The sequence below is a fragment of the Sulfitobacter sp. PS-8MA genome (genome assembly GCF_040933935.1).
Taxonomy (GTDB): domain Bacteria; phylum Pseudomonadota; class Alphaproteobacteria; order Rhodobacterales; family Rhodobacteraceae; genus Sulfitobacter.
The window spans coordinates 478,436-500,958 of sequence record NZ_JBFQYJ010000006.1; the positions used below are offsets into that span (position 1 = coordinate 478,436).

Annotated in this window: 21 protein-coding genes; 12 read left to right on the forward strand and 9 right to left on the reverse strand. The window is 65.8% G+C overall.

The genetic code is table 11. From position 1 onward, the window contains the following. Window positions 1–3: 3 nt before the first annotated feature. Window positions 4–432: a YqaA family protein gene (locus AB4M76_RS06250; RefSeq protein WP_368440942.1), complete on the reverse strand. Its 429-nt coding sequence runs from the start codon at window positions 430–432 to the stop codon at window positions 4–6. Window positions 433–522: 90 nt separating this feature from the next. After that, window positions 523–1,329 (reverse strand): IclR family transcriptional regulator, encoded by an 807-nt coding sequence (locus tag AB4M76_RS06255; RefSeq protein WP_368440943.1) that lies wholly within the window; start codon window positions 1,327–1,329, stop codon window positions 523–525. A 161-nt stretch (window positions 1,330–1,490) separates the two neighbouring features. On the opposite strand from AB4M76_RS06255, the gene AB4M76_RS06260 reads away from it, so the two are divergent. The 10 genes from AB4M76_RS06260 (at window position 1,491) to AB4M76_RS06305 (ending at window position 13,476) form a co-directional block, all read left to right on the forward strand. Next, window positions 1,491–3,068, forward strand: coding sequence for a M81 family metallopeptidase (locus AB4M76_RS06260; RefSeq protein ID WP_368440944.1), 1,578 nt, complete (start codon window positions 1,491–1,493; stop codon window positions 3,066–3,068). Window positions 3,069–3,100: 32 nt separating this feature from the next. Next, window positions 3,101–4,711, forward strand: a complete 1,611-nt coding sequence (locus tag AB4M76_RS06265; protein WP_368440945.1) for an ABC transporter substrate-binding protein — start codon at window positions 3,101–3,103, stop codon at window positions 4,709–4,711. A gap of 110 nt (window positions 4,712–4,821) precedes the next feature. Then, complete coding sequence (locus AB4M76_RS06270) at window positions 4,822–5,763, forward strand: ABC transporter permease (RefSeq protein WP_368440946.1); 942 nt, start codon at window positions 4,822–4,824, stop codon at window positions 5,761–5,763. A 1-nt stretch (window position 5,764) separates the two neighbouring features. Next, on the forward strand, window positions 5,765–6,652 hold the full coding sequence (locus tag AB4M76_RS06275; protein ID WP_368440947.1) for an ABC transporter permease: 888 nt from the start codon (window positions 5,765–5,767) through the stop codon (window positions 6,650–6,652). Window positions 6,653–6,655: 3 nt separating this feature from the next. Then, a complete protein-coding gene (locus AB4M76_RS06280; protein WP_368440948.1) occupies window positions 6,656–8,341 on the forward strand; it encodes an ABC transporter ATP-binding protein in 1,686 nt (561 codons plus the stop codon). Beyond that, a complete protein-coding gene (locus AB4M76_RS06285) occupies window positions 8,338–9,510 on the forward strand; it encodes a M20 aminoacylase family protein (protein ID WP_368440949.1) in 1,173 nt (390 codons plus the stop codon). The genes AB4M76_RS06280 and AB4M76_RS06285 overlap by 4 nt, the downstream gene beginning before the upstream one ends. 71 nt (window positions 9,511–9,581) lie before the next feature. Continuing rightward, window positions 9,582–10,718: a M20/M25/M40 family metallo-hydrolase gene (locus AB4M76_RS06290; protein ID WP_368440950.1), complete on the forward strand. Its 1,137-nt coding sequence runs from the start codon at window positions 9,582–9,584 to the stop codon at window positions 10,716–10,718. Window positions 10,719–10,845: 127 nt separating this feature from the next. Beyond that, window positions 10,846–11,064 carry a hypothetical protein gene (locus tag AB4M76_RS06295; RefSeq protein WP_368440951.1) on the forward strand — a complete coding sequence of 73 codons (219 nt, stop codon included), beginning with the start codon at window positions 10,846–10,848 and terminating at the stop codon, window positions 11,062–11,064. A 114-nt stretch (window positions 11,065–11,178) separates the two neighbouring features. Then, complete coding sequence (locus AB4M76_RS06300; protein WP_368440952.1) at window positions 11,179–12,147, forward strand: ROK family protein; 969 nt, start codon at window positions 11,179–11,181, stop codon at window positions 12,145–12,147. 48 nt (window positions 12,148–12,195) lie between these two features. Next, window positions 12,196–13,476 carry a glycerate kinase gene (locus tag AB4M76_RS06305; RefSeq protein ID WP_368440953.1) on the forward strand — a complete coding sequence of 427 codons (1,281 nt, stop codon included), beginning with the start codon at window positions 12,196–12,198 and terminating at the stop codon, window positions 13,474–13,476. Between the two features lie 67 nt (window positions 13,477–13,543). Here AB4M76_RS06305 and AB4M76_RS06310 read toward each other — a convergent pair whose 3' ends face one another. From AB4M76_RS06310 to AB4M76_RS06340, 7 genes are all read right to left on the reverse strand, one after another. Further along, window positions 13,544–14,635 carry a Zn-dependent alcohol dehydrogenase gene (locus AB4M76_RS06310; RefSeq protein WP_368440954.1) on the reverse strand — a complete coding sequence of 364 codons (1,092 nt, stop codon included), beginning with the start codon at window positions 14,633–14,635 and terminating at the stop codon, window positions 13,544–13,546. A gap of 69 nt (window positions 14,636–14,704) precedes the next feature. Continuing rightward, entirely contained in the window at window positions 14,705–15,916 is a 1,212-nt protein-coding gene (locus AB4M76_RS06315; protein ID WP_368440955.1) for a TCR/Tet family MFS transporter, read from the reverse strand. A 4-nt stretch (window positions 15,917–15,920) separates the two neighbouring features. Then, window positions 15,921–17,246, reverse strand: coding sequence for a lyase family protein (locus AB4M76_RS06320; protein WP_368440956.1), 1,326 nt, complete (start codon window positions 17,244–17,246; stop codon window positions 15,921–15,923). Between the two features lie 2 nt (window positions 17,247–17,248). Further along, window positions 17,249–18,052, reverse strand: coding sequence for a 3-oxoadipate enol-lactonase (gene pcaD, locus AB4M76_RS06325; protein ID WP_368440957.1), 804 nt, complete (start codon window positions 18,050–18,052; stop codon window positions 17,249–17,251). A gap of 111 nt (window positions 18,053–18,163) precedes the next feature. Beyond that, window positions 18,164–19,135, reverse strand: a complete 972-nt coding sequence (locus tag AB4M76_RS06330; RefSeq protein ID WP_368440958.1) for a threonine/serine dehydratase — start codon at window positions 19,133–19,135, stop codon at window positions 18,164–18,166. Further along, a complete protein-coding gene (locus AB4M76_RS06335) occupies window positions 19,132–19,956 on the reverse strand; it encodes an alpha/beta fold hydrolase (protein WP_368440959.1) in 825 nt (274 codons plus the stop codon). Before AB4M76_RS06335 ends, AB4M76_RS06330 begins: the two co-directional genes overlap by 4 nt. Next, window positions 19,957–20,643 carry a haloacid dehalogenase type II gene (locus AB4M76_RS06340; protein ID WP_368440960.1) on the reverse strand — a complete coding sequence of 229 codons (687 nt, stop codon included), beginning with the start codon at window positions 20,641–20,643 and terminating at the stop codon, window positions 19,957–19,959. It abuts the gene before it with no gap. Between the two features lie 193 nt (window positions 20,644–20,836). On the opposite strand from AB4M76_RS06340, the gene AB4M76_RS06345 reads away from it, so the two are divergent. Together AB4M76_RS06345 and AB4M76_RS06350 are read left to right on the forward strand one after the other, a co-directional pair. Next, on the forward strand, window positions 20,837–21,274 hold the full coding sequence (locus tag AB4M76_RS06345) for a peptidylprolyl isomerase (RefSeq protein ID WP_368440961.1): 438 nt from the start codon (window positions 20,837–20,839) through the stop codon (window positions 21,272–21,274). Window positions 21,275–21,372: 98 nt separating this feature from the next. After that, entirely contained in the window at window positions 21,373–22,488 is a 1,116-nt protein-coding gene (locus AB4M76_RS06350; protein WP_368440962.1) for a class I SAM-dependent RNA methyltransferase, read from the forward strand. Window positions 22,489–22,523 lie beyond the last annotated feature (35 nt).

The following is a 22,523-nucleotide window of genomic DNA, read 5'->3' on the forward strand; positions in this document are numbered from 1 at the left end:
CGATCATAGGGCATTCAGCGCCGCCGCCGCCAGCAGCAGATAGCGCCCGCCCTTTGCAAGGGTCACGATCAAAAGAAAGCGCCAGAGCGGTTCTTTCAGCACCCCCGCGGCAAGGGTCAGCGGGTCACCGATGAGGGGCATCCAGCTTGCCAGCAGGCTCCAATATCCCCACCGCTGATACCAGTCAGACGCCCGTCGCAGCTGCGCCGGCGAAAAGGGAAACCAGCGCCGGGTGGCGACTAGGGCCAGATAGCGGCCCAAGAGCCAGTTGACCAGCGACCCCAGAACATTGCCTGCTGTCGCGACCAAGAGCAGCAGCGCGACAGGATGCGCCTCGGCCCAGATCAGCCCCAGCAGCACCGCTTCGGATTGGGCGGGGATCAGGGTGGCGGCAAAGAAAGCCGCGGCAAAAAGGCTCGACAGGGCCAGCATCGGCGCTCCTTTGTCTGATTGGCCTGTCGTAGCCGCCTGAACTGGCAAGCGCCATGGCCATAGGTCAAGGCAGCGCAGGCCGGGCGCGGCTCATCCCGCCATGATCGCCCGGGCCGCCTCGATCGTCAGCGGTGCGACTTTGGCGGTGAAAGCCTCGGGCGTCCATTCCGCCAGCGAACCACCGATGTGGATGGCGCTGAGCGGCGCGCCGTCGCGGTCCGTGATCGCCACGCCAAGCGCGATTTCGCCCTGCACAAACTCGTCGCAGATCACGGCAAAACCCTGCTCGCGGGCTTCGTCAATGGCGCGCATGACCGCAGCGGCGTCTGTTTCGGTCTTGGTGGTAAAGGCGTGCATCGGGGCGCGGTCGAGGATCGCGCGGGCCTCGGCCCGGGGCAATTGCGACAGCACCGCGCGGCCCCCGGCGGTGCAATAGGTCGGCACACTATGCCCCACCAGACTTGCATAGAATGTCTCGCGTTTGCTCTGCATCCGCAGGGCATAGATCAACCGCGTCTCATCATAGAGGCTCAGGTCCACCCGCTCGCGCAGGGATTTGCGCAGTTCCAGCAGCACCGGGGTTGCCTTTTGAACGATCGGATCAAGCCGCAGCAGGTCCAGCGTATGGTCCAGCAGACGGATGCCGGGCAGGTAGCCCCGGTCATCGGCGCTGCGCCGGATATAGCCCAGCCGGGTCAGCGTATGCACCAGACGCTGCGCCGCCGAACGGTCGATCTGCGCCTCGGCCGCGATGTTCGACAGGCTCAGCGGGCCGGTGGCCTTGTGAAAAGCGCTCAGCACCTGCATCGCGCGGCCTGCGGCGCGGACGAAGAGCCGGTCATCTTCTGCCTGAATATCGAGCGGTTGGGGCGGGTCGGCCCGCAAAATACTACTCACGTTAATCTCCCGCTTGACGAATCTCAAACCTGCCGCCTAGGCTTGCAGAGCGATATGGTCATATCGCCACGCGATACACAAGATATGTTGGGCAGAATTGACCTGAAGTCATTCTGCTCTGCGAAACGCCGGCATCACCCGGCATGCAGCGGGAGCCTGACGTGCAAGACCTTCCTCGACCGAAAGTGGCCCTTGCCGGATTTCTGCACGAGACCAACACTTTCGCCCCCCAGCCTGCGGATATGGAGGCCTTCCGCGTCGGCGGCGGCTATGTGCCGATGGTGCGGGGCGCGGCGATGTGGGAGGCTTTCACGCAGGTCAATCTTGGCATGGCCGGTGCCATGAAGGTGGCGCGCGCTTGCGACTGGGACGCGGTGCCGGTGCTCTGGGCCGGTGCGATCCCCTCGGCCCATGTGACGCGCGCGGCCTATGAGCAGATCACCGAAGAGATCATCGCCGGGATCACCGCCGCCGGGCCGCTGGATGGCATCTTTCTTGATCTGCACGGCGCGATGGTGGCCGAACATATCGACGATGGGGAGGGGGAGTTGCTGCGCCGTTTGCGCGCGGCTGTGGGGCCGGATGTGCCGATCACGGCGGCGCTCGATCTGCATGGGAATATCTCCCCGGATTTCGTGGCCGATATCGACGGGCTGGTCGGCTTTCGTACCTATCCCCATGTGGATATGGCCGATACGGGGGCTGCGGCTGCGCGGATGCTGGACCAGATCATGCGCAGCGGCGCGCGGCCGGCCAAGGCGGTCCGGCGGATGTCTTATCTGGTTCCGATCCCCTTTCAGTCGACCGAGATGGAACCGGGCCGGGGGCTTTATGCGCAGCTTGCCGCCTGTGAAGCCGAAGGCGCGCAATCGGCCAGCCTGTTCATGGGCTTCCCGGCGGCGGATATCCCCGATTGCGGCCCGGTGGCGGTGGCCTTTGCCGCGACAGAGGCGGCGGCCAATGCCGCGGCGGATAAGATCGCAGGTGCCTATGAGGCCGCAGCGCCAGATTTTCTGACCCACCGCGCCTATAGCGCAGCAGAGGCGGTGGCCGAGGCACAAAAACGCGCGGCAGCGCCAGGTACCGGGTCGGTGGTGATCGCGGACACTCAAGACAACCCCGGCGCGGGCGGCGTCTCGGCCACCACCGGGCTCTTGCGCGCCTTGGTCGCGGCGGGGGCAAAGGACGCAGCAATCGGGTTGATCGTCGATCCCGCCTCGGCGGCGGCGGCCCATGCCGCCGGGGTCGGCGCGCAGATATCGGTCGCGCTTGGCGGGCATGCCAGCGTGCCGGGGGATGCGCCCTTCGAGACGAGCGCGCAGGTGATGCATCTGACGGAGGGCAGGGTGCATGCCACCGGCCCCTATTATGGCGGGACCATGCTCGATCTTGGCCCTTCGGCCTGCCTGCGTATCGGGGGCGTTGATGTCGCTGTCACCTCGGGCATCGCGCAGATGGCGGATCGGGAAATGTTCCGATCCCTCGGCATCGTGCCAGAGGAAAAGGCCCTGCTGGTGGTCAAAAGCTCGACCCACTTCCGGGCCGATTTCGCGCCTATCGCGCGCGATATCCTCGTGGCCTGCGCCCCCGGGCCGATGCCGCTTCATCCGGCCGATCTGCCTTTCACCCGCCTGCGCGCGGGGCTGAGGCTGTCCCCCGATGGCCCCCGTTTCGGGGCTGACCGTGCCGCTGAGGCGCGTCCTGACCGTGGCGGGCTCACCGCCGCGGCCCAACAATAAAATCACGACCTATACCAACAAGGGAAATACACATGTTACCTCTACGATCTGCTTTGAAACAGACCCGTGGCCTTGCCGCCGCCTTTGCCGCGACCACGGCATTGCTGGCCCCCGCAAGCCTGGCCGCGCAGGAAGGCGAAACCACGATCACCGCCGTGATGCATTCCGGCCTGCGGGTGCTCGACCCGGTCATTACCACGGCCCATATCACCCGCAACCACGGCTATATGATCTATGACGTGCTGACCGCCGTCGATGCGAATTTCGAGCCGCAGCCGCAGATGGCCAGCTGGGAGATTTCCGAGGACGGTCTGACCTATACTTTCACCCTGCGCGATGGGCTGACCTTCCACGATGGCGCCCCGGTGACCGGGGAAGATGTCGTGGCCTCGCTCAAACGCTGGGGCGAGCGCGACAGCGGTGGGCAGTTGATCTTTGACGTGACCGAAAGCCTGGAAGCCCAGGATGACAAGACGGTCGTCTGGACCCTGAGCGAAGCCTTCGCGCCGCTGCTGACCGTGATCTCCAAACAATCCGCGGTGCCACCTTTCATCATGCCCAAGCGCGTGGCCGAAACCTCGCCCGATGAAACGATCACGGAATATATCGGCTCCGGCCCCTTCGTCTTTAATCAGGATGAATATGAGCCCGGCGTGAACGTCACCTATGAAAAGTTCGACGACTACGTGCCGCGCGACGAGGAAGCCTCCTGGATGGCGGGCGGCAAGGTGGTCAATGTCGACCGTGTGGTCTGGACCACGATGCCCGACGCGCTCACCGCGATCAACGCGCTCTCGGCGGGGGAGATCGACTATCTCGAACAGGTGCAGATTGACCTGCTGCCGATCCTCGAAGCCAGCCCTGATGTGACGGTCGAGACCCGCGATGACCTTGGCTATGTCACCATTGGCCGGCCCAACCACCTGCACCCGCCCTTTGACAACAAACTGGTCCGTCAGGCGGCCATGGCGGCACTGGATCAGGAGAGCATGCTTCAGACCATGCAGGGCGATCCCGCCTACTACAACGTCTGCGGCGCGATCTTTGGCTGTGCGACCCCATTGGGCGACGAAGCGGATTCGGAAATCGTGACAGGCGGCGCGGATATCGAAAAGGCCAAGGCGCTGCTCGAAGAGGCCGGCTATGACGGCACGCCGATCACGCTGATGGCGCCGACGGATGTCACCACCCTGATCAACCAGCCCGTGGTTGCAGCACAGGCGCTGCGCGAAGCGGGGTTCGAGGTCGATATGCAGTCGATGGACTGGCAGTCGGTCGTCCAACGCCGCGCCCAGCAAAGCCCGGTGTCCGAGGGCGGTTGGAACCTCTTCTTCACCAACTGGATGGTGCCTGAAATCTCGGACCCGCTGATCAACGTGATGGTCAATGGCCGTGGCGATGATGCCTGGTTCGGCTGGCCGGATGATCCCGAGATCGAAGAGCTGCGGGCCAAGTTCATGAAGGCCGAAGGGGCCGAGGCGCAGAAAGCTGTCGCGGTCGAGATTCAGAAACACGTCATGGACAACGTCAACTACATCATGATGGGCGAATATCTGATCCCGCAGGCCCGCCGCAACGCGATCCAGAACATGATCCCCTCGCCGGTGCCGGTGTTCTGGAACATGACCAAAGAGGCGGAGTAATCCAGCCCCCCGGAGAGCGCGTCGGTCGCGCTCTCCACCGCTCCCAATTTTCGCGCGCGGTCTGACCCGCGCCGCCTGTCTTCATTCCGTCGAAAGGGACTTTCCGGAACATGCTCGTCTATATCCTGAAGCGCGTGCTGGCCACGATCCCGGTGATGCTGATCGTCGCCGTTTTCGTGTTTTTGCTGCTGCGTCTGACCCCCGGTGACCCCGCCGCGATCCTCGCAGGGGATGCCGCCACCCCCGCCCAGTTGGAACGTATCCGCGACCGTCTGGGCCTCAATGATCCGCTGCTGACGCAGTTCTTCACATGGATAGGCCAGCTCTTGCGCGGCGATCTGGGCGTGTCGCTGCTGTCCAACACCTCTGTCGCGGGCATGTTGGGTGACCGTTTGGGGCCGACCCTCAACATCGCGCTGATGACCATTACCATCTCCGTGCTGCTTGCCGTGCCGATGGGTGTGATCGCCGCATGGCGGCACCGCACTTGGGTCGACTTTCTGGTGATGTCCTTTTCGGTGCTGGGCTTTTCGGTGCCGGTCTTTGTGATCGGCTATATCCTGATCCAGATTTTCGCCATCGAGCTGCGGTGGGTGCCGGTGCAGGGCTATAAGGCGCCTTCGGAGGGTATCGGCCCGTTCTTTTCGCGCGCCATTCTGCCCTCGCTGACGCTGGCCACGATCTATGTGGCGCTCATCGCGCGGATGACCCGCGCGTCCATGCTCGAAGTTCTGGGCGAAGACTACATCCGCACCGCCCGGGCCAAGGGCGTGCGGGAGAACGTCGTGCTGTTCCGCCACGCGCTGCGCAATGCCGCCGTGCCGATCCTGACGATCATCGGCACCGGTTTCGCGCTGCTGATCTCGGGCGTGGTGGTGACCGAAAGCGTCTTTAACATCCCCGGCATCGGGCGGCTGACGGTCGATGCGATCCTCGCCCGCGACTACCCCGTCATTCAGGCGATGATCCTGCTGACCGCGGGCATCTATGTCTTCGTGAACCTCTTGGTTGACGTCTCCTATTCATTCTTCGACCCAAGGATCCGGTACTGACATGATCGAGCAACCCCAATCCCGCCACAGCGCTTTTCAGGTGTTGACCGGTCTGCTGTCGCTGCCCGCAGGCGCGAGGGTCGGCATCGGCCCGCTGCTTGCCGCCCTGACGCTCGCCGCCATCGTGCTGGCCTCCATTCTTGCACCGCTCTACGTGCCCTATGACCCGCTGGCGATGAACTCGGCGGCGCGGCTGAAACCCCCGTCCGATGAATTTCTGCTCGGCACCGACCCCTACGGGCGTGACACATTCTCCCGCGTGATGGTCGGCGGGCGCGTGTCGCTGCTGATTGGCGTCGGCGCGGCGCTGGTCAGTGTCGCGGTGGGGCTGGCCATTGGCCTCGTGGCCGGGTTCTTCCGCACCGCCGACAGTATCATCATGCGGATCATGGACAGTCTCATGGCGATCCCCGCGATCCTGCTGGCGATTGCCTTGGTGGCGCTGAACGGGCCGTCGCTCGGCTCGGTCATCATCGCGATCACCGTGCCAGAGGTGCCGCGCGTGGTGCGGCTGGTGCGCTCGGTCGTGCTCTCGGCGCGGGAGGAACCTTACGTCGAAGCCGCCATCGCGCTCGGCTCCTCCATGCCCAAAATCCTGATCCAGCACCTGATGCCCAACACCATGGCGCCGCTGATCGTGCAGGGCACCTATATCTGCGCCTCGGCGATCCTGATCGAAGCGATCCTGAGCTTTCTCGGCGCGGGCGTCAGCACCGAGATCCCCACCTGGGGCAACATCATGGCCGAAGGGCGGACCTATTTTCAGATCAAACCGGGGCTGATCTTCTGGCCGGGGCTGCTGCTGTCGCTCTGTATCCTGTCGATCAACCTTCTGGGCGACACCGCACGCGATCTGCTGGATCCGCGCATGAAGAAACGGGAGGGCTGAGAGATGCAGTTCAAGAACAAGGACTTCTCAGGCGCGCGTGAGGTGCTCAAAGTGCGCGACCTGCGCATCGGGCTCGCGGGGCGGCCACAGGCCATGCCGGTGATCGACGGGATCGACCTGACCATCCGCGCGGGCGAGACGCATTGTCTGGTGGGGGAATCCGGCTCCGGCAAATCGGTGACCTCGCTGGCCGCCATGGGGCTGCTGCCGAAATCGGCACTGGAGGTGCAAAGCGGCAGCATCACGCTGGATGATTTCGAGATCACCAGCGCCAGCCATGCCCAGATGCGCCAGCTGCGGGCGCGGCGCATCGCGATGATTTTCCAAGAGCCGATGACAGCGCTGAACCCGGTGCTGCGGGTGGGCGAGCAGATCATGGAAGTGCTGAACATGCACAGTGATCTGAGCCAATCAGAGGCCAAGAAACGCACGCTCGACATGATGGATCAGGTGCATCTGCCCGATGTGAACCGCATCTTCTCGGCCTTCCCGCATCAGCTTTCCGGCGGGCAGCGCCAGCGCATCATGATCGCCATGGCGCTGATCCTCGACCCCGATCTGCTGATCGCGGATGAGCCGACCACGGCGCTTGACGTGACCACGCAGTTGCAGATCCTCAAGCTCATCGCCGAGATGCAGGAGCGCCACGGCACCGCCGTCCTTTTCATCACACATGACATGGGCGTGGTGGCCGAGATTGCGGATACCGTGACGGTCATGCAGCAGGGGCAGATTGTCGAACGCGCCCCGATTGCCGAGCTGCTGACCAACCCGAAAAAGGAATACACCCGCACCCTGCTGACCGCGGTGCCCAACCTCACCCCGCGCCCGGCGCGGGCGGCGGCATCGCAGAGCGAAGTGGTGCGGGTTGCCGGGCTCGACATGACCTATGGCGGCGGCGGCTTCCTGCGCCGCAGCGAGGGGGTCAAGGCCGCGCAGGATGTGAGCTTTACCATCCAGCCGGGGCGCACGCTGGGCATTGTGGGCGAATCCGGCTCGGGCAAATCCACCGTGGCGCGGGCCATCATGCGGCTGATCGACCCCACCGCAGGCAGTGTGAATGTCGCGGGGACCGAGATCGCGCAGCTCTCGCGCCGTCAGCTGCGCGATCACCGCAAACATCTGCAAATCGTGTTCCAAGACCCCTACCGCTCGCTCAACCCGCGCTGGACCGTGGCGCGCAGCCTTTGCGAGGGGCCGATCAATTTCGGCACCCCGCGCGATGAGGCGATGCGCCATGCCGCCGAGCTGATGGAACTGGTCGACCTGCCGCGCGACGCGCTCGACCGCTATCCGCATCAGTTCTCGGGCGGGCAACGCCAACGCATCGCGATTGCCCGCGCGGTGGCGATGAAGCCCGATCTGCTGGTCGCGGATGAGGCGGTCTCGGCGCTTGACGTGAGCGTTCAGGCTCAGGTGCTTGATCTGCTGGATGACATTCAGGAGAAGTTCGGCGTCGCCATGCTCTTCATCACCCATGATCTGCGCGTCGCGGCGCAGATCTGCGACGAGGTGCTGGTCATGCAACGCGGGCAGGTCGTGGAATACGGCCCCGCCGGAGAAGTGCTGGCCCACCCGCGCCATGATTACACCCGCAATCTGATCGAGGCGGCCCCGGGCCGTCACTGGGATTTCGCCAATTACCGCGCGCTCGACAGCGCCGCCATGCGGACAGGAGCCACCGCATGACCGTTCTTCCAAAAATCGAAGCCTTTGCCGCGGATCTCACCGCCATTCGCCAAGACATCCACGCCCATCCCGAACTGGGGTTTGAAGAGGTCCGCACCGCCGGGATCGTGGCCGAAAAGCTGCGCGCCTACGGGGTGGATGAGGTCCACGAAGGGCTGGGCGGTACCGGGGTTGTGGGCATCATCAAGGGCACCGGCGGCGGCAACCGCCGGGTCGGGCTGCGCGCCGATATGGACGCGCTGCCGATTGTCGAGGATTCAGGCGTGCCCTATGCCTCGACCAACCCCGGGCGGATGCATGCCTGTGGCCATGACGGCCACACCACCATGCTTTTGGGCGCGGCGCGCTATCTGGCGGAAACCCGGGATTTTGACGGCACCGTGGTGCTGATCTTTCAACCCGCCGAGGAAGGCTTGGGCGGCGCCCGCCGGATGCTGGAGGAGGGGCTTTTCGAGAAATTCCCCTGCGATGAAATCTACGGCATGCACAACGATCCGAACTCCGATCCGGGCAAGGTCAGCGTGACCCCCGGCGCGGCCATGGCGGGGGCGGCGTTCTTTGACATCACCGTCAAGGGCACCGGCAGCCACGCCGCGATGCCGCATCAGTCGCGCGATCCCATCGTCATCGGCACCGCGCTGGTGCAGCAGTTGCAGTCGGTCGTCAGCCGCAACACGCCGCCGACCAAGCCGATCGTGCTTTCGGTCACCAAATTCAACGCCGGCTCGGCCTATAACGTGGTGCCGGATGCGGCGACCATCGCCGGCACGATCCGCTATTTCCACCCCGATGTGATCGAGATGGCCGAGGCGCGGATGCGCGCGCTCTGCGCCGGCATGGCCACGGCTTACGGGATCGAGATCGAGGTCGAGATCCGCAATGTCTTTGACGTGCTGATGAACGACCCGGAACTCACCACCGCCTATGTCGCGGCCGCCGCCAGCGTGGTCGGGGGGGAGAATGCGCGCGAGTCGACCGAACAGGCCAGTGGCTCCGAAGATTTCGCGGATATGCTGAAGGTCGTGCCGGGCGCCTATTGCCGGGTGGGCCATGCGGGCAGCGTGCCGCTGCATAACCCGGGATTTGTGCTGGACGACGACATCCTGCCGATCGGGGCGTCGATCTATGCCCGGATCGTGGAAACCCGTCTGCCCAAGACCGAGAGCTAAACCGCCGCATCTGCGGCTTCAATTTACCGCCCCGCGCCCCGTTGGGCCGCGCGGGGGCAAGGAACCCCTATATGACCAACCCTCTTAATTTACCCTTTGATACCGACGAGATGCTTGCCGGGCTGCGCCCGTGGATCGAGACGGAAAGCCCCACCTTTGACGGCGCCGCCGTGAACCGCATGATGGATGTGGTGCAACATGACCTCGCGGTGCTCGGCGCGCGGATTGAGCGGATCCCCAGCCCCATGGGCCTTGGCGACAGCCTGCGCGCAACCCTGCCGCACCCGCGCGAGGGCGAAGGCGGCATCCTGCTGCTCGGCCATATGGACACGGTGCATCCCATCGGCACGCTTGCGAAACTGCCCTATAAGCGCGCGGGCGATATCTGCTACGGGCCGGGCCTGATGGACATGAAGGGCGGCAATTACGTCTACCTCGACGCGCTGCGCAAATTGCTGGCCGCGGGGGTGGAGACGCCGCTGCCGGTGACGGTGCTTTTCACCCCGGATGAGGAAATCGGCACCCCCGCCACCCGCGCGCTGATCGAGGCCGAGGCCAAGCGCCATAAATACATCCTCGTCCCCGAACCCGCGCGCCCCGACGGCGGGGCGGTGATCGGGCGCTATGCCATCGCGCGTTTTGACCTTCAGACCCGTGGCCGCCCCAGCCATGCCGGTTGGGCGCTCGCCGAAGGCCGCTCGGCCATTGCCGAAATGGCCAAGGCGGTTGGCACCATCGAAGGCATGACCACCGAGGATTGCACCTTCTCGCTCGGGGTGTTCCACGCGGGGCAATGGGTCAACTGCGTGTCTTCGGTCTGCGATGCCGAGGTGTTGACCATGGCCAAGACCCAAGAGCAGCTTGATGCGGGCGTGGAAAAGATGATGGCGCTGAACTCGGACGAGGGCGATGTCATCATGGAAATCCGCCGCGGCGTCACCCGCCCGGTCTGGGAGCCGAATCAACCCGGCACCATGGCGATGTTGAAACTGGCCCAGGAAATCGGCAGCGAGATCGGGATCGAGATCACCGGCAGCTCCGCCGGGGGGGGCTCGGACGGGAATTTCACCGGCTTTCTGGGCTTGCCCACGCTCGACAGTATCGGCGTGCGCGGCAAGGGGCTGCATACGCTGGAAGAGCATATCTATGTCGACAGCCTGACCGAGCGGGCCAAGCTCGCGGCCGGGCTCTTCTGCCGTCTGACCTGAGGGCCGAGCGCCACCTTTGGAACTTTGCTCCGGGCTGAAGGGTTGGCCCGGTAACTGGACATGAGGCGGCGCTGTTTCGGCGCCTCCCCCCTTCGGGGAATGTCCGCAGCAAGGAAAGGGGCGACATATGAGTCCACCAGACACAAATCTGAAGAAACAGGAACGTCGGCATATCGGGCCTTTGATCGGCATCGCGCTGGTCGTGATCTTTGGCGTCGGCATCATTGTCTATTGGACGGGCGAAGAAGTCGCCACCGCGCCGGAAGAGGAAAACGCCATCGTCGAAGAGAGCGAGACGATCGAAGGTGAGGGGACTGTCGCAGTTCCGGCCGCGCCGACCGAGTGACAAAAGGCGCGGTCCATTGTAAATCAGCAGAAGGCCGGGCGCAGGAAATGCCGCCGGGCCTTTTTGCTGTTTGACTGAGCCCTTGTTCTGGCAGGGGCGCTGCGGGAGGCAGATATGTGGTATCTTATCGGCGATGTCGGCGGCACCAATCTGCGTCTGGCGGCGGTCGACGCAAAGGGTGATTTCCTGGCCCGTCAAAGCCGCGCCTCAGCTGGCGAGGCCGCGGTGACCGAGGCATGCACCGCCTTGATCGCAGAGATGGGCCGCCCACCCGGCGCCGTGGCGATTGCCGCCGCGGGGGTGGTAGTTGACGATCGGGTTACCTTTACCAATGCCGGGCTGAATATCACCAAGGCCGCGCTGGCGCGGGCCTGTGACGTTGCCGTTGAAAAAATAATCCTGCTCAATGATTTCGCCGCCGCCGCATGGTCGCTCGCCACGTTGGATCAGGTCACCTATCTGCAAGGGGCGCCAGCGCCCGAGCAAGAGCCGCGGGTGATCATCGGGCCGGGGACGGGGCTGGGTGTCGGCGCATTGCTTTGGCATCAGGGGCAGCCCTTGGCGGTGCCGGGCGAAGGCGGGCATATGCGCCTCACGCCGCATCGCGCGCAGGAGGTGCCTTATTTTGAAGCCCTGATTGCCGCCTGGCCCGAGGTCCAGATGGGCGAGGGGCTCGCCGTGGAAGCGGAGGCGATCCTGTCAGGGTCGGGCGTTCCGAAATGGTATCAGGCCATCGCAAAGGTCCGGGGCGAGGCGGCACCGCTTCAGTCCGCCGAGGCAATTTTTGACGCCGCGAACGCCAAGACAGATGACATCGCCCGCGAGGCCATCGCGCTTTTCGCGCAATACCTTGGCGGTTTGGCGGGCGATCTGGGGCTGGTCTTTGGCGCGCGCGGCGGTGTTTTCATCACCGGCGGGGTGGCGCAGGCCAATCCTTGGCTCTTCGATGCTGAATTCATCGCGGCCTTCGTCGCCGGGGGGCGGCACAGCAACTGGCGGCGCGCCCTGCCGCTGGGCCTGTGCCAAGACCCGGATTTTGGCCTCAAAGGCGCGCGCAACTGCCTGTTCGCTCAGGTGGATTGACAGCAGCCCCCCGCGGGCCATGATCGCGCCACCAGCCGGAGCCCCGATATGCCAGACCGCCTTGATCCGAAACGTCAATTCCTCGCCGATCTCTTCGACGCTGCCGTCGCCGCCGCCGATCCGCGGCGCATCTTGCAGGACGTTCTGCCGCCGCCGCCCAAGGGCCGCACCGTGGTGATCGGCGCGGGCAAGGGGGCGGCGCAGCTGGCGCAGGCCTTGGAGGCGCTTTGGCCGCATCCCTGTGAGGGGGCGGTGGTCACGCGCTATGGCTATGCAGCACCCTGCCGCCATATCCGCGTGTTGGAGGCCGCGCATCCGGTGCCGGACGCGGCGGGGATCGAGGCCGCGCGTGTCTTGCAAAGCTGCGTGGCGGATCTGGGGCCGGACGATCAGGTGATCGCCTTGATCTGCGGCGGCGGCTCTTCGCTTCTGCCAGCGCCGCCCGAGGGGCTGACGCTTGAGGATTTGCAAGAGCTCAACAGCGCCCTGCTGGCCTCTGGCGCGCCGATTTCGGTGATGAACGACATTCGTAAACAGTTCAGCACAGTGAACGGCGGGCGGCTCGCCGCGCTTGCGCATCCCGCGCCGGTGCTGAGCCTGATCGTGTCAGATGTGCCCGGCGATGATCCGGGCGCGGTGGCCTCTGGCCCCACGGTGCCGGGGCGGCCTGCGGCCAGTGCGGTCTTGGCCGAGGTCACGGCGCGGGGGCTGGAACTGCCGCCCCGCGCAATGGCGTTTTTGCAAGCCGCGGCCGAACAGGCGCCGGCAGCACCGCCCCCCAGCCGCAGCACCACCCGCATCATCGCCTCTGCCGCCTTGTCGCTCGACGCCGCCGCGCAGCGCGCGCGGGCGCGGGGGGTGAATGCCTGGGTGCTCTCGGACGCGATTGAGGGCGAAGCGCAGGAGGTGGCGCTGGTGCATGCCGCGCTGGCCCGTCAGGCGCAGCACAGCGGCTTTCCCCATCCGGCGCCGCTGGTGCTGCTGTCGGGGGGCGAGACCACGGTGACCCTGCGCCACAAGGGGCGCGGCGGGCGGAACAGCGCCTTTGCCCTGTCGCTGGCCTTGGCCTTGGAGGGGCAGGCGGGGATCACCGCGCTGGCGGCGGATACCGACGGGATCGACGGGTCAGAAGACAACGCCGGGGCATTTGTCGATGGCGCCTCGGCGGCGGCCATGCGGGCGGCGGGTGTCGATCCGCGCAGGCTGTTGCAGGGCAATGACGCCTATGCGGCCTTCGATGCGGTGGACGATCTGTTCCATACCGGGCCGACGGGGACCAATGTAAACGATTTTCGCGCGATCTTGCTTGGGGAGTTGCCGGACGGCTGAACGTGGCGCGCGCCGCCGGGGGGCACACCGCCGGCCCCCCTGGCGTAGTTTTGGCCAGAAAGAGCAGTTAGTCGGTCCTGTCGAAAAGGATCACATTGCGGCGGGCGGCGCCGGTTTTGGTGTCGGCGATGGCCTCATTGATCTGATCGAGCCGCCAGCGGCCCGAGATCAGACTGTCGAGCTGCAACCGCCCCTGCAGGTAGAGGTCCACCATCCAGGGGATATCGCGCTGGATCACCACATCGCCCATTTTGGAGCCGACCATGCCTTGGCCCATGGCGGCGAGGATCACCGGCTCATAGCTTGAGGCAGCGCCACTGTGGGGCATGCCGACCATGATCACCCGCCCGCCCGGCGCAAGGTAGCGCGTGGCGGTATCATAGGCCGGGATCGCGCCAACGGTGACGATGACCGCATCGGCGCCGCGGCCCATGGCTTTGCTGGCCGCGCGCCAAGGTTTCGCCTCGGTCGCCAGCACCGTGTCCGTGGCCCCAAATTCGCGGGCCGTGGCGAGTTTTTCTTCGGTCATATCCACCGCGACGATGCGCCGTGCCCCTGCGATCCGCGCGCCCTGTATCGCGTTGAGCCCCACGCCGCCCGCGCCGATCACCACCACGTCTTGTCCGGCCCGCAGGCCCGCCGCATTGACCACAGCGCCAACCCCGGTGATCACGCCGCAGGCGATGAGGCAGGCGGCCTCCTTGGCGATATCGGGTGAGATTTTCACCACCTGCGAGCGGTCCACGACGACTTTCTCGGCAAAGCCGCCGGTTGCCATGGCCTGGAACAGCGGTTTGCCGTCGCGGCTCTGCAATGGCCCTTCGGGCGCCTGCGGGGTGGTGCAGATCGTCGGCTGGCCAGCGGTGCAGCTGGGGCAGCTGCCACAGGCGCGGATCAAGGTGACGACCACGCTGTCGCCGGTCTCGAACCCCTGCACATTGGGCCCCAAGGCGCTGATCCGCCCTGCCGCCTCATGACCATAGACCGCCGGCAGCGGCCCGCCCCATGCGCCTTCGGCGAATGAGATATCCGAATGGCAGATCGCCACGGCATCAAGGGTGACTTCGACTTCGCCGGCCTGCGGCGGGCTGATCTGGATCTCCTCGACCCGCAGCGGCTGGTCGAAGGCGTGGCAGACGGCGGCTTTGATACTCTGCAAGGGGCGGTCCTTTGATCCGGGGGCATTTTTTCGAGCGTGGCGCGGATCAGGGCAGGGTGCAAGTGCGCGCTACTGTGCCGCCGCGTCTTTCGGCAGCGGGCGGCGGGCAAAGAGGGTCAATCCGGCGGCGGTCAGCGCCAGCGCCAGAAGGAAGGGCGCGCCGGGCAGGTAGACCGGGGCGGTGTCGCCGGTGAACTGGGCGAAAACCGCTGTCATCGCCAAGGGCGAGAGGATCATCGCCAGCGCCGTCGAAGAACTCAGCGCGCCGTGCAATTCGCCCTGCGCATCGGCAGAGACCCGGGCCGACATGATGCCCTGCAGCGCCGGCGGGATCACCCCGGCCAGCGCCGCCAGCGGGGTCATGATCAGCGCCCAAGTGCCCGAGGTCAGCAGCGTCAGCGCGAGAAAGGCGGCGAGGGCAAAGACATGCCCCGCGATCACCGTGCCGCGCGCGCCCAGGTGGCGCAGCACGGGGCCGATCAACCCGCCCTGGACCAGCGCCATCTGCACGCCAAAGAGACCCAGCGACAGGCCGATCATCGTGGGCGACCAGCCAAAACGGTCCTGCCCGAAATAGGCCCAGACGGCGGGGTAGGCGGCAAAACCCACGTGATAGAGGAAATAGACCATCAGCAGCCTGCCGAGCCCCGGCAGACGGCCAAGCGCCTGCAGCGCGCCCAGCGGATTGGCGCGGCGCCAGTCGAAGCGGCGGCGGTTGGTCCGGGGCAATGTTTCGCGCAGCACCCGCCAGCCCAGCAGCGCATTGCCCGCCGCCAAGGCGGCCGCCGCCCAGAAGGGCGCGCGGGTGCCATATTCGCCCAGGACACCGCCGATCAGCGGCCCCAGCACAAAGCCCGCGCCGAAGGCCGCGCCGATCAGCCCGAAACGGGCGGCGCGGTCCTGAGCCGGCGAGATGTCGGCCATATAGGCCGAGGCCGTGGCATGGGTGGCCGCCGTGACCCCGCCGACCAGACGCCCGATGAGCAGCAGCCAGACGCTCCCCGCCAGCGCCATGACACTGTAATCCACCGTCATCACCACCAGCGCCAGCAGCAGCACCGGGCGGCGGCCAAAACGGTCCGACAGACCGCCCAGCACCGGGCCAAAGAGGAATTGCATCGCGGCAAAACTGGTGGCCAGGACCCCGCCCCAAAGCGCGGCCTCGCTGAGATCACCGCCCCGCACCTCGCGGATCAGGTCGGGCATCACCGGCAGGATCAGCCCGACGCCCATGGCGTCGATCATCACCGTCAGCAGGATAAAGATCAGCGGCAGCGGCATCCGGTCAGAGTTTTTCCGCGCGGGCGGCAAAGGCTTTGGCGGCCGCCGGGGCCTGGCCCAGTTGCGCCTCGGGGTGAAACAGGTCTGCGGGCAGGTCGGGATAGTCGGCCCGCGCCAGATCGGCCAGGGGCACCCGTTTGTCGAGCGCGTCATGCGCCAGCGCTTTGGTAACGCGCTGCGCTTCGGGGCGGGGCATCCGTTCGGCCAGCGCAAAGCTGAGCGCTTCGGCATGGATCAGCCCCAGCCCGGCGTCGAGGTTGTGGCGCATCTGCATCGGATGCGGGGTGACCTCGGCGCTTAGGGTCTTGGCATGGTTCAGGGCGGTGGCAAGGCCAAGGCACATCTGCGGCAGGGCCAGCCATTCGGCAAACCACGCACCCCCGTCGCGCTGGTGCTGATGCACCGCCGCCGCTTGCAGGCTGGCGCGCAGCCCGCCCTGTTGGTGGTTCAGCGCCACAAGCACCGAGGGCGAGACCGGGTTCTGCTTTTGCGGCATGGTCGAAGACCCGCCGGCTTGGCTCAGCGCCAGTTCCTGCGTCTCGCTGCCGGTCAGCCCCAGCAAGGACTGCCCCATATGCGCCAGCGCCGCCATCACGCGGCCTTGCCAATCGGCGATGCGCAGGATCGGGCCGCGGTCGGCATGCCAATTGCGCCCCGGATCATGCAGCCCAAGCGCGCGGGCAAGGTCGGCGCGGGTTTGCGCCGCGCCCGGACCGAGGGCAGAGGCGGTGCCGGCGGCGCCTGAGAGGGAGACATAAAGCGTCTCTTTGCGCAGCGCGGGCAGGGCGTCGAGCGCGTCGATCAGCGGCATGCCCCATTCCGCCAGCACCGCGCCAAAGGAGGTCGGCGTGGCATGCTGGCCATAGGTGCGGGCGGGCATCGGCAGATGGGCGTGGTCCTTGGCGGCTTTGGCCAGCGCCTTGATGATCTCGCGCAGGTCGGCCTCGGCCAGCAGCAGCGCCTGGCGCAGACGCAGCATCAGCGCGCTGTCGAGAATGTCTTGCGAGGTCGCGCCCCAATGGACGTATTGTGCATGTTCCGGCGCCTGCATTTCAGCGCGGAACTGGTCGAGCAGGGCCGGGACGCTGACGCCGTTCTGGCCCGTCGCCTCGGCCAAAGCGCCGGGGTCGACGCGGATCTCAAGACTGGCGCGGTGGATGGCGGCGGCGCTGAGTTCGGGGATCACCCCCTGCGCGCCCTGCACCTTGGCCAGCGCGCCTTCGATTAGCAGCATGGCGCGCACCGCCGCACTGTCGGTAAAAAGCCGCCCGGCCTCGCCACAGTCAAACAGCCGGGCGTAGAGGGCACTGTCAAAAACGCTTGCGGCCATGGTCAGCCCTTCTGTTTGGGAATATGGCCGACGCTGGCAAGGAAATCGTTCAGCGTGTCGGCGTAGTCCTGCGGCTGTTCCACGCAGGGCAGATGGCCGGCACGGCGGATCAGTTTGAACTTCGAGGCCGGGATCAGATCCATCAGCTCGCGTACCAGATCGGGCGGGGTGGAACCGTCTTCGGACCCCGCGATACCAAGCGCAGGCAGGCGCAGGCCGGAGGTGGGGGTCATGAAATCACTATGCGAGATCGCCGCCGAACAGCCCGCATAGCCCGCGTCCGGCTGGCGCACCAGCATGTTACGCCAAAGCGCCAGTTCGGGCGTGGCGCGGAATGGGGCAGAGAACCAGCGTTCCATCACCGCATCGGCAAGGCTTTCGATGCCGCCCTGTTCCACCGCCGCGATCCGCGCGTCCCACATGTCGCGGGTGCCGATCTTGGTGGCGGTGTTCGAAAGCACCAGCGCGCGGATCATGTCGAGCCGTTTGACCGCCAGACCCTGCGCGATCATGCCGCCGACCGACAGGCCGACAAAGACGCAATTGCGCACGTTCAGATGGTCCAGCAGCCGTTCGGTGTCGGTGATGAGCGAGCCCATCGCATAGGGCGCCGGCGGGCAGGAGGAAAGGCCGTGACCGCGTTTGTCAAAGCGGATGATGCGCAGACCGGGGGCGAGCAGCGGCAGCACCTTGTCCCAGAGCCGCAGGTCGGTGCCGAGCGAATTGGCAAAGACCACCGGGGCGCCGTCCTCGGGCCCGTCGACGCGGTAGTGAAGCTTTACATCGCCGGTGTCGAATATCTGCATGGGGGTCTCCTTATGGCGCTTTGCCCGCCAGCATATCGTGGGATGGTTTGAGGGCAAAGGCGCAACCTTTCTTATCTGCTCCGCCCCTTTGGAACGGCGCAGCCCCCGTTTTCACCCTAAGGTCTGCAATGCTTTGGCAAAGATATCCGCATCCACATTGCCGCCAGAAATTGTGACGATCACATCCTCCCCCTCGATCTGATCCCCACGGAACAGCGCCGCCGCCAGCGCCACGGCCCCGCCCGGTTCCGCCACCAGTTTCAGCCGGTTGAACGCATGGCCCATCGCCTGCAAGGCCTCTGCATCGCGCACCACCAGCCCCGGCCCGGCCAGCCGCTGCAGGATCGGAAAGGTCAGCTCCCCCGGCGCGGGGGTGACGATGGCATCGCAGATCGAGCCCAAAGCCTGCGCATTGCTTTCAATCCGGCCCGAGGCCAGCGACCGCGCCGTATCGTCGAAGCCTTCCGGCTCTGCGGGCCGCACGCGAAATCCCGGTGCCTCGGCCTCCAGCGCCAGCGCGATGCCAGAGGTCAGCCCGCCGCCACCGCAGCAGACGATGACCTCGGCGCGCTCAATCCCGGCCTTGGCGGCCTGCTCGGCGATCTCCAGCCCGGTGGTGCCTTGGCCCGCGATCACCTGCGGCTCGTCGTAGGGTTTGATCAGCGTGAGGCCACGCTCCTCCGCAAGCTGCGCGCCGATCTCCTCGCGGCTTTCGTTGGCGCGGTCATAGAGCACCACCTCGGCGCCATAGGCGCGGGTGTTGGCGATCTTGAGGCGCGGGCTGTCCGAGGGCATGACGATCACCGCAGGCGCGCCATGCATCTTGGCCGCCAGCGCCACGCCCTGCGCATGGTTGCCGCTGGAATAGGCGATCACCCCCTTGGCCCGCAGCTCCGGCGCCAATGCCGAAAGCGCCGACCAGGCGCCGCGAAACTTGAAGCTGCCGGTGTGTTGCAGACACTCGGGCTTGACCCAGACCCGACGGCCCGCGATCTCATCCAGAAAGTGCGAGTTCAGCAGCGGGGTGCGGCGCACATGGCCCTCGGCCCGGGCGGCAGAGGCGCGGATCATGTCGATGTTCATTGCATTTGTCCTATCCATTCGTGCAGCGCGGCGAGCGCTTCGGGTTCATCCAGAAACGGCACATGGCCCCGGCCCGGCACTTCGACCGCGATCATATCCGGGCGACGGGCCTGCATCTTGAGCAGTGTTTCACGGCTGAGCAGCGTCGAATTCGCCCCCCGGATCGCTGCCAGCGGCAGCCCGTCGAGCGCGTCGAAATAGGGCCAGAGGTCAGGCGCCGTTTGCCCGGCTGCCGCGGCCACGGCATCGCGCAGATGCGGGTCATAGGTGATTTTCAGCCCGCTGTCGGTCTGGATGTAATGGCGTTTGACCTCTTCCAGCCAACGCGCCTCGGGCACGTCATGGAAGTCGGGAAAGGCCCGGGCCATGGCGGCGGCGGCCTCTGCATAGGTCTTGGCCGAGGGGTTGCGGCCCAGATAGCCCATGATGAAATCAATGCCCTTGGGGTCGAGCTCTGGCCCGACGTCGTTCAGCGCCACCCCGAGCAGACGGTCCTTGGCCGCCTTTGCCAGCCCCATCGCGTTCAACCCGCCGCGCGAGGTGCCGAGGATGGCGACTTTCTCCAGCGCCAGATGGTCCAGCAGGTCCAGAACATCGCGGCATTCCACCGGCAGGCTGTAGTTCTGCCAGTTGGGGTCGAATTCCGAGCGCCCGCGCCCCCGGCAATCCATGCGGATCAGCCGATGCGCAGTGAGATGCGGCGCGACATAGTCGAAATCCGCCCCGCTGCGCGTGAGCCCCGCAAGACAGAGGATCGGCAGCCCGCTACCCTCGTCCGTATAGTGCAGCGACAGGCCGTCCGACGTGGTGAACCGCGCCATTTACAGCCCCGCGAGGGCAGGGATGCCGGTGAGGTCCTGCAACCGATGCGCGGGCCGCCACGGCAGCCGGTCCAGCGGATCGCCGCCCCGGTTCACCCAGGCGGTGGTGAAACCGTAGCCTGTCGCCGCGCCCGCGTCCCAGCCGTTGGAAGAGACGAACAGCACCTCCTCCTTGGCGCAGCCGAAATGCTGGCTCACCAGATCATAGACCGACGAATCGGGTTTGAAGATGCCGACGCTTTCGACCGAGAGAGAGACATCCAACACCTCGCCGATTCCCGCCGATTTCACCGCGCCCTCCAACATGTCCGGCGAGCCATTGGACAGAATGGCGGTGTTCAACCCGCCCTCTTTCAACGTGCGTAACATCTCCGGCACCTCCGGATAGGCCTGCAACTCCCAATAGAGCGCCAGCAGACGTTCGCGCAGCGCGGGGTCTCCGGCCACGTCCATCTTTTCCAGGGCCCAGTCCAGCCCCTCTTGCGTGACCTGCCAGAAATCAACATGCGCCCCGGTGACCGCGCGCAGCCATGAATACTGCAACTGTTTGAGCCGCCAATGTTCTGCAAGCTGCGGCCATGTGTCTGCAATGGCGGCGAATGCGGGCTCCCTTGCCGCTTCCCGCGCGGCAGAGGCCACGTCAAACAGGGTTCCATAGGCATCGAAAACGCAAGTGGTGATCGGCATTTGGCAAGCTCTCCCATAACTCCCGGGCAGAGTGGCATGTGGTGCCGTTGGCGAAAAGGGGCGAAATCTGACCCGCGCCGCGCTGCGGGGGTTTACTCTCCGGCATGCAATCCCCATGTTGCGTGGGCATTCGGAGCACCCGCGCAGATACGCGGCCTCCCCCCTTTCCCCCCATACAGATTGGAGACACCCGATGGCTGAGGTCAAATCCGGCGACACAGTACAGATTCACTATACCGGCACGTTGCAAGACGGCACCACATTCGACAGTTCCGAGGGCCGTGACCCGCTGGAGTTCGTTGTGGGCTCCGGCCAGATCATCGCCGGGCTCGACAGCGCGCTGCCTGGCATGAGCGAAGGCGACAAGAAGGTCGTTCAAGTGGCGAGCGACGAAGCCTACGGCCCCGTGAACCCCGAGATGCGTCAGGCTGTGCCGCGCGAAGGTATCCCGGCGGACATCCCGCTCGATCCCGGCACGCAGTTGCAGATGCAGACCCCCGAAGGTCAGGCGCTGCCGGTGACCGTGGTTGAGGTTGATGAGACCACTGTGACCCTCGACGCGAACCACCCGCTGGCGGGCAAGGACCTGCAGTTCGACATCGAATTGGTCAAGATCGCTTCGGCGGCCTGATTTAAGCGGCCGGGGGGGCTTCCCCCCGGCATGCCTCAAAGACGTTTGTCGCCTCTTTTCCCCTCGCACCCATGCGCTCAGACGCTTATGCAGGGGCCATGGATACCCCAGATACATTCGAGATTTTCCTTGTCTGCCCGCCCGGGCTAGAGGATTTGCTCTGCGCCGAGGCGCGGGAAAAAGGCTTTGCCGGCGCGCGGGCTCAGCCCGGTGGCGTGACGGTGCAGGGTGGCTGGCCAGAGGTCTGGCGCGCGAATTTGGAGCTGCGCGGGGCGGCCCGGGTGCTGGCGCGGATCGGCGGTTTCATGGCCTTCCATCTGGCGCAATTGGACAAGCGCTGTCGCAAGTTTCCCTTTACCGATGTGCTGCGCACCGATGTGCCGGTGAAGGTGCAGGTGACCACCAAGGCGTCCAAGATCTACCATGCCGGTGCGGCGCAGCAGCGGGTCGAAACGGCGCTGCGCGAAAGCCATGGCATCACCGTGGATGCCGAGTCGGCGCTGGTGTTGAAGGTGCGCATTCACGACAATCAGGTGACCTTCAGCCTCGATACCTCCGGCGAGGCGCTGCACAAGCGTGGGCATAAGGAGGCGGTCGGCAAGGCGCCGATGCGCGAGAATATGGCGGCGCTGATGCTGCGGTCTTGTGGCTATGTGCCGGGCGAGCCGGTGGTTGACCCGATGTGCGGGTCGGGGACGTTTTTGATTGAGGCGGCAGAGATCGCGGCGGGGCTGAAGCCGGGGCGTTCTCGGCGTTTTGCTTTTGAGGATTTGGCGAGCTTTGATGCCGGGGTGTGGGAAGAGATGCGCAGCGATGGGGCAGTGGCCGAGCCTGCCGCGCGGTTCTATGGCTCGGACCGGGACGCGGGCGCGATCCGCATGAGCACGGCCAATGCCGCGCGGGCCGGGGTGGGGGAGTGGTGCCATTTCGCCTGCCACGGGGCAGGGGAGGTGCAGCCGCCCGAAGGTCCGCCCGGTCTGGTGATCGTGAACCCGCCCTATGGCGGGCGGATCGGGAACAAGAAGCTGCTTTATCCGCTTTATGGGACGCTGGGTGAGACTTTGAAGACGCGGTTTCGCGGCTGGCGTGTTGGGCTGGTGACCTCGGAGCCGACGCTTGCGAAGGCAACCGGGCTGCCGTGGAAAGCGCAGGGGCCAGCGATTGCGCATGGGGGGATGAAGGTCTGGCTCTGGCAGACGGATGTGCTGCGGTAGCGGATACCACCCCAGCCCGGAATCAAGCCGCAGGC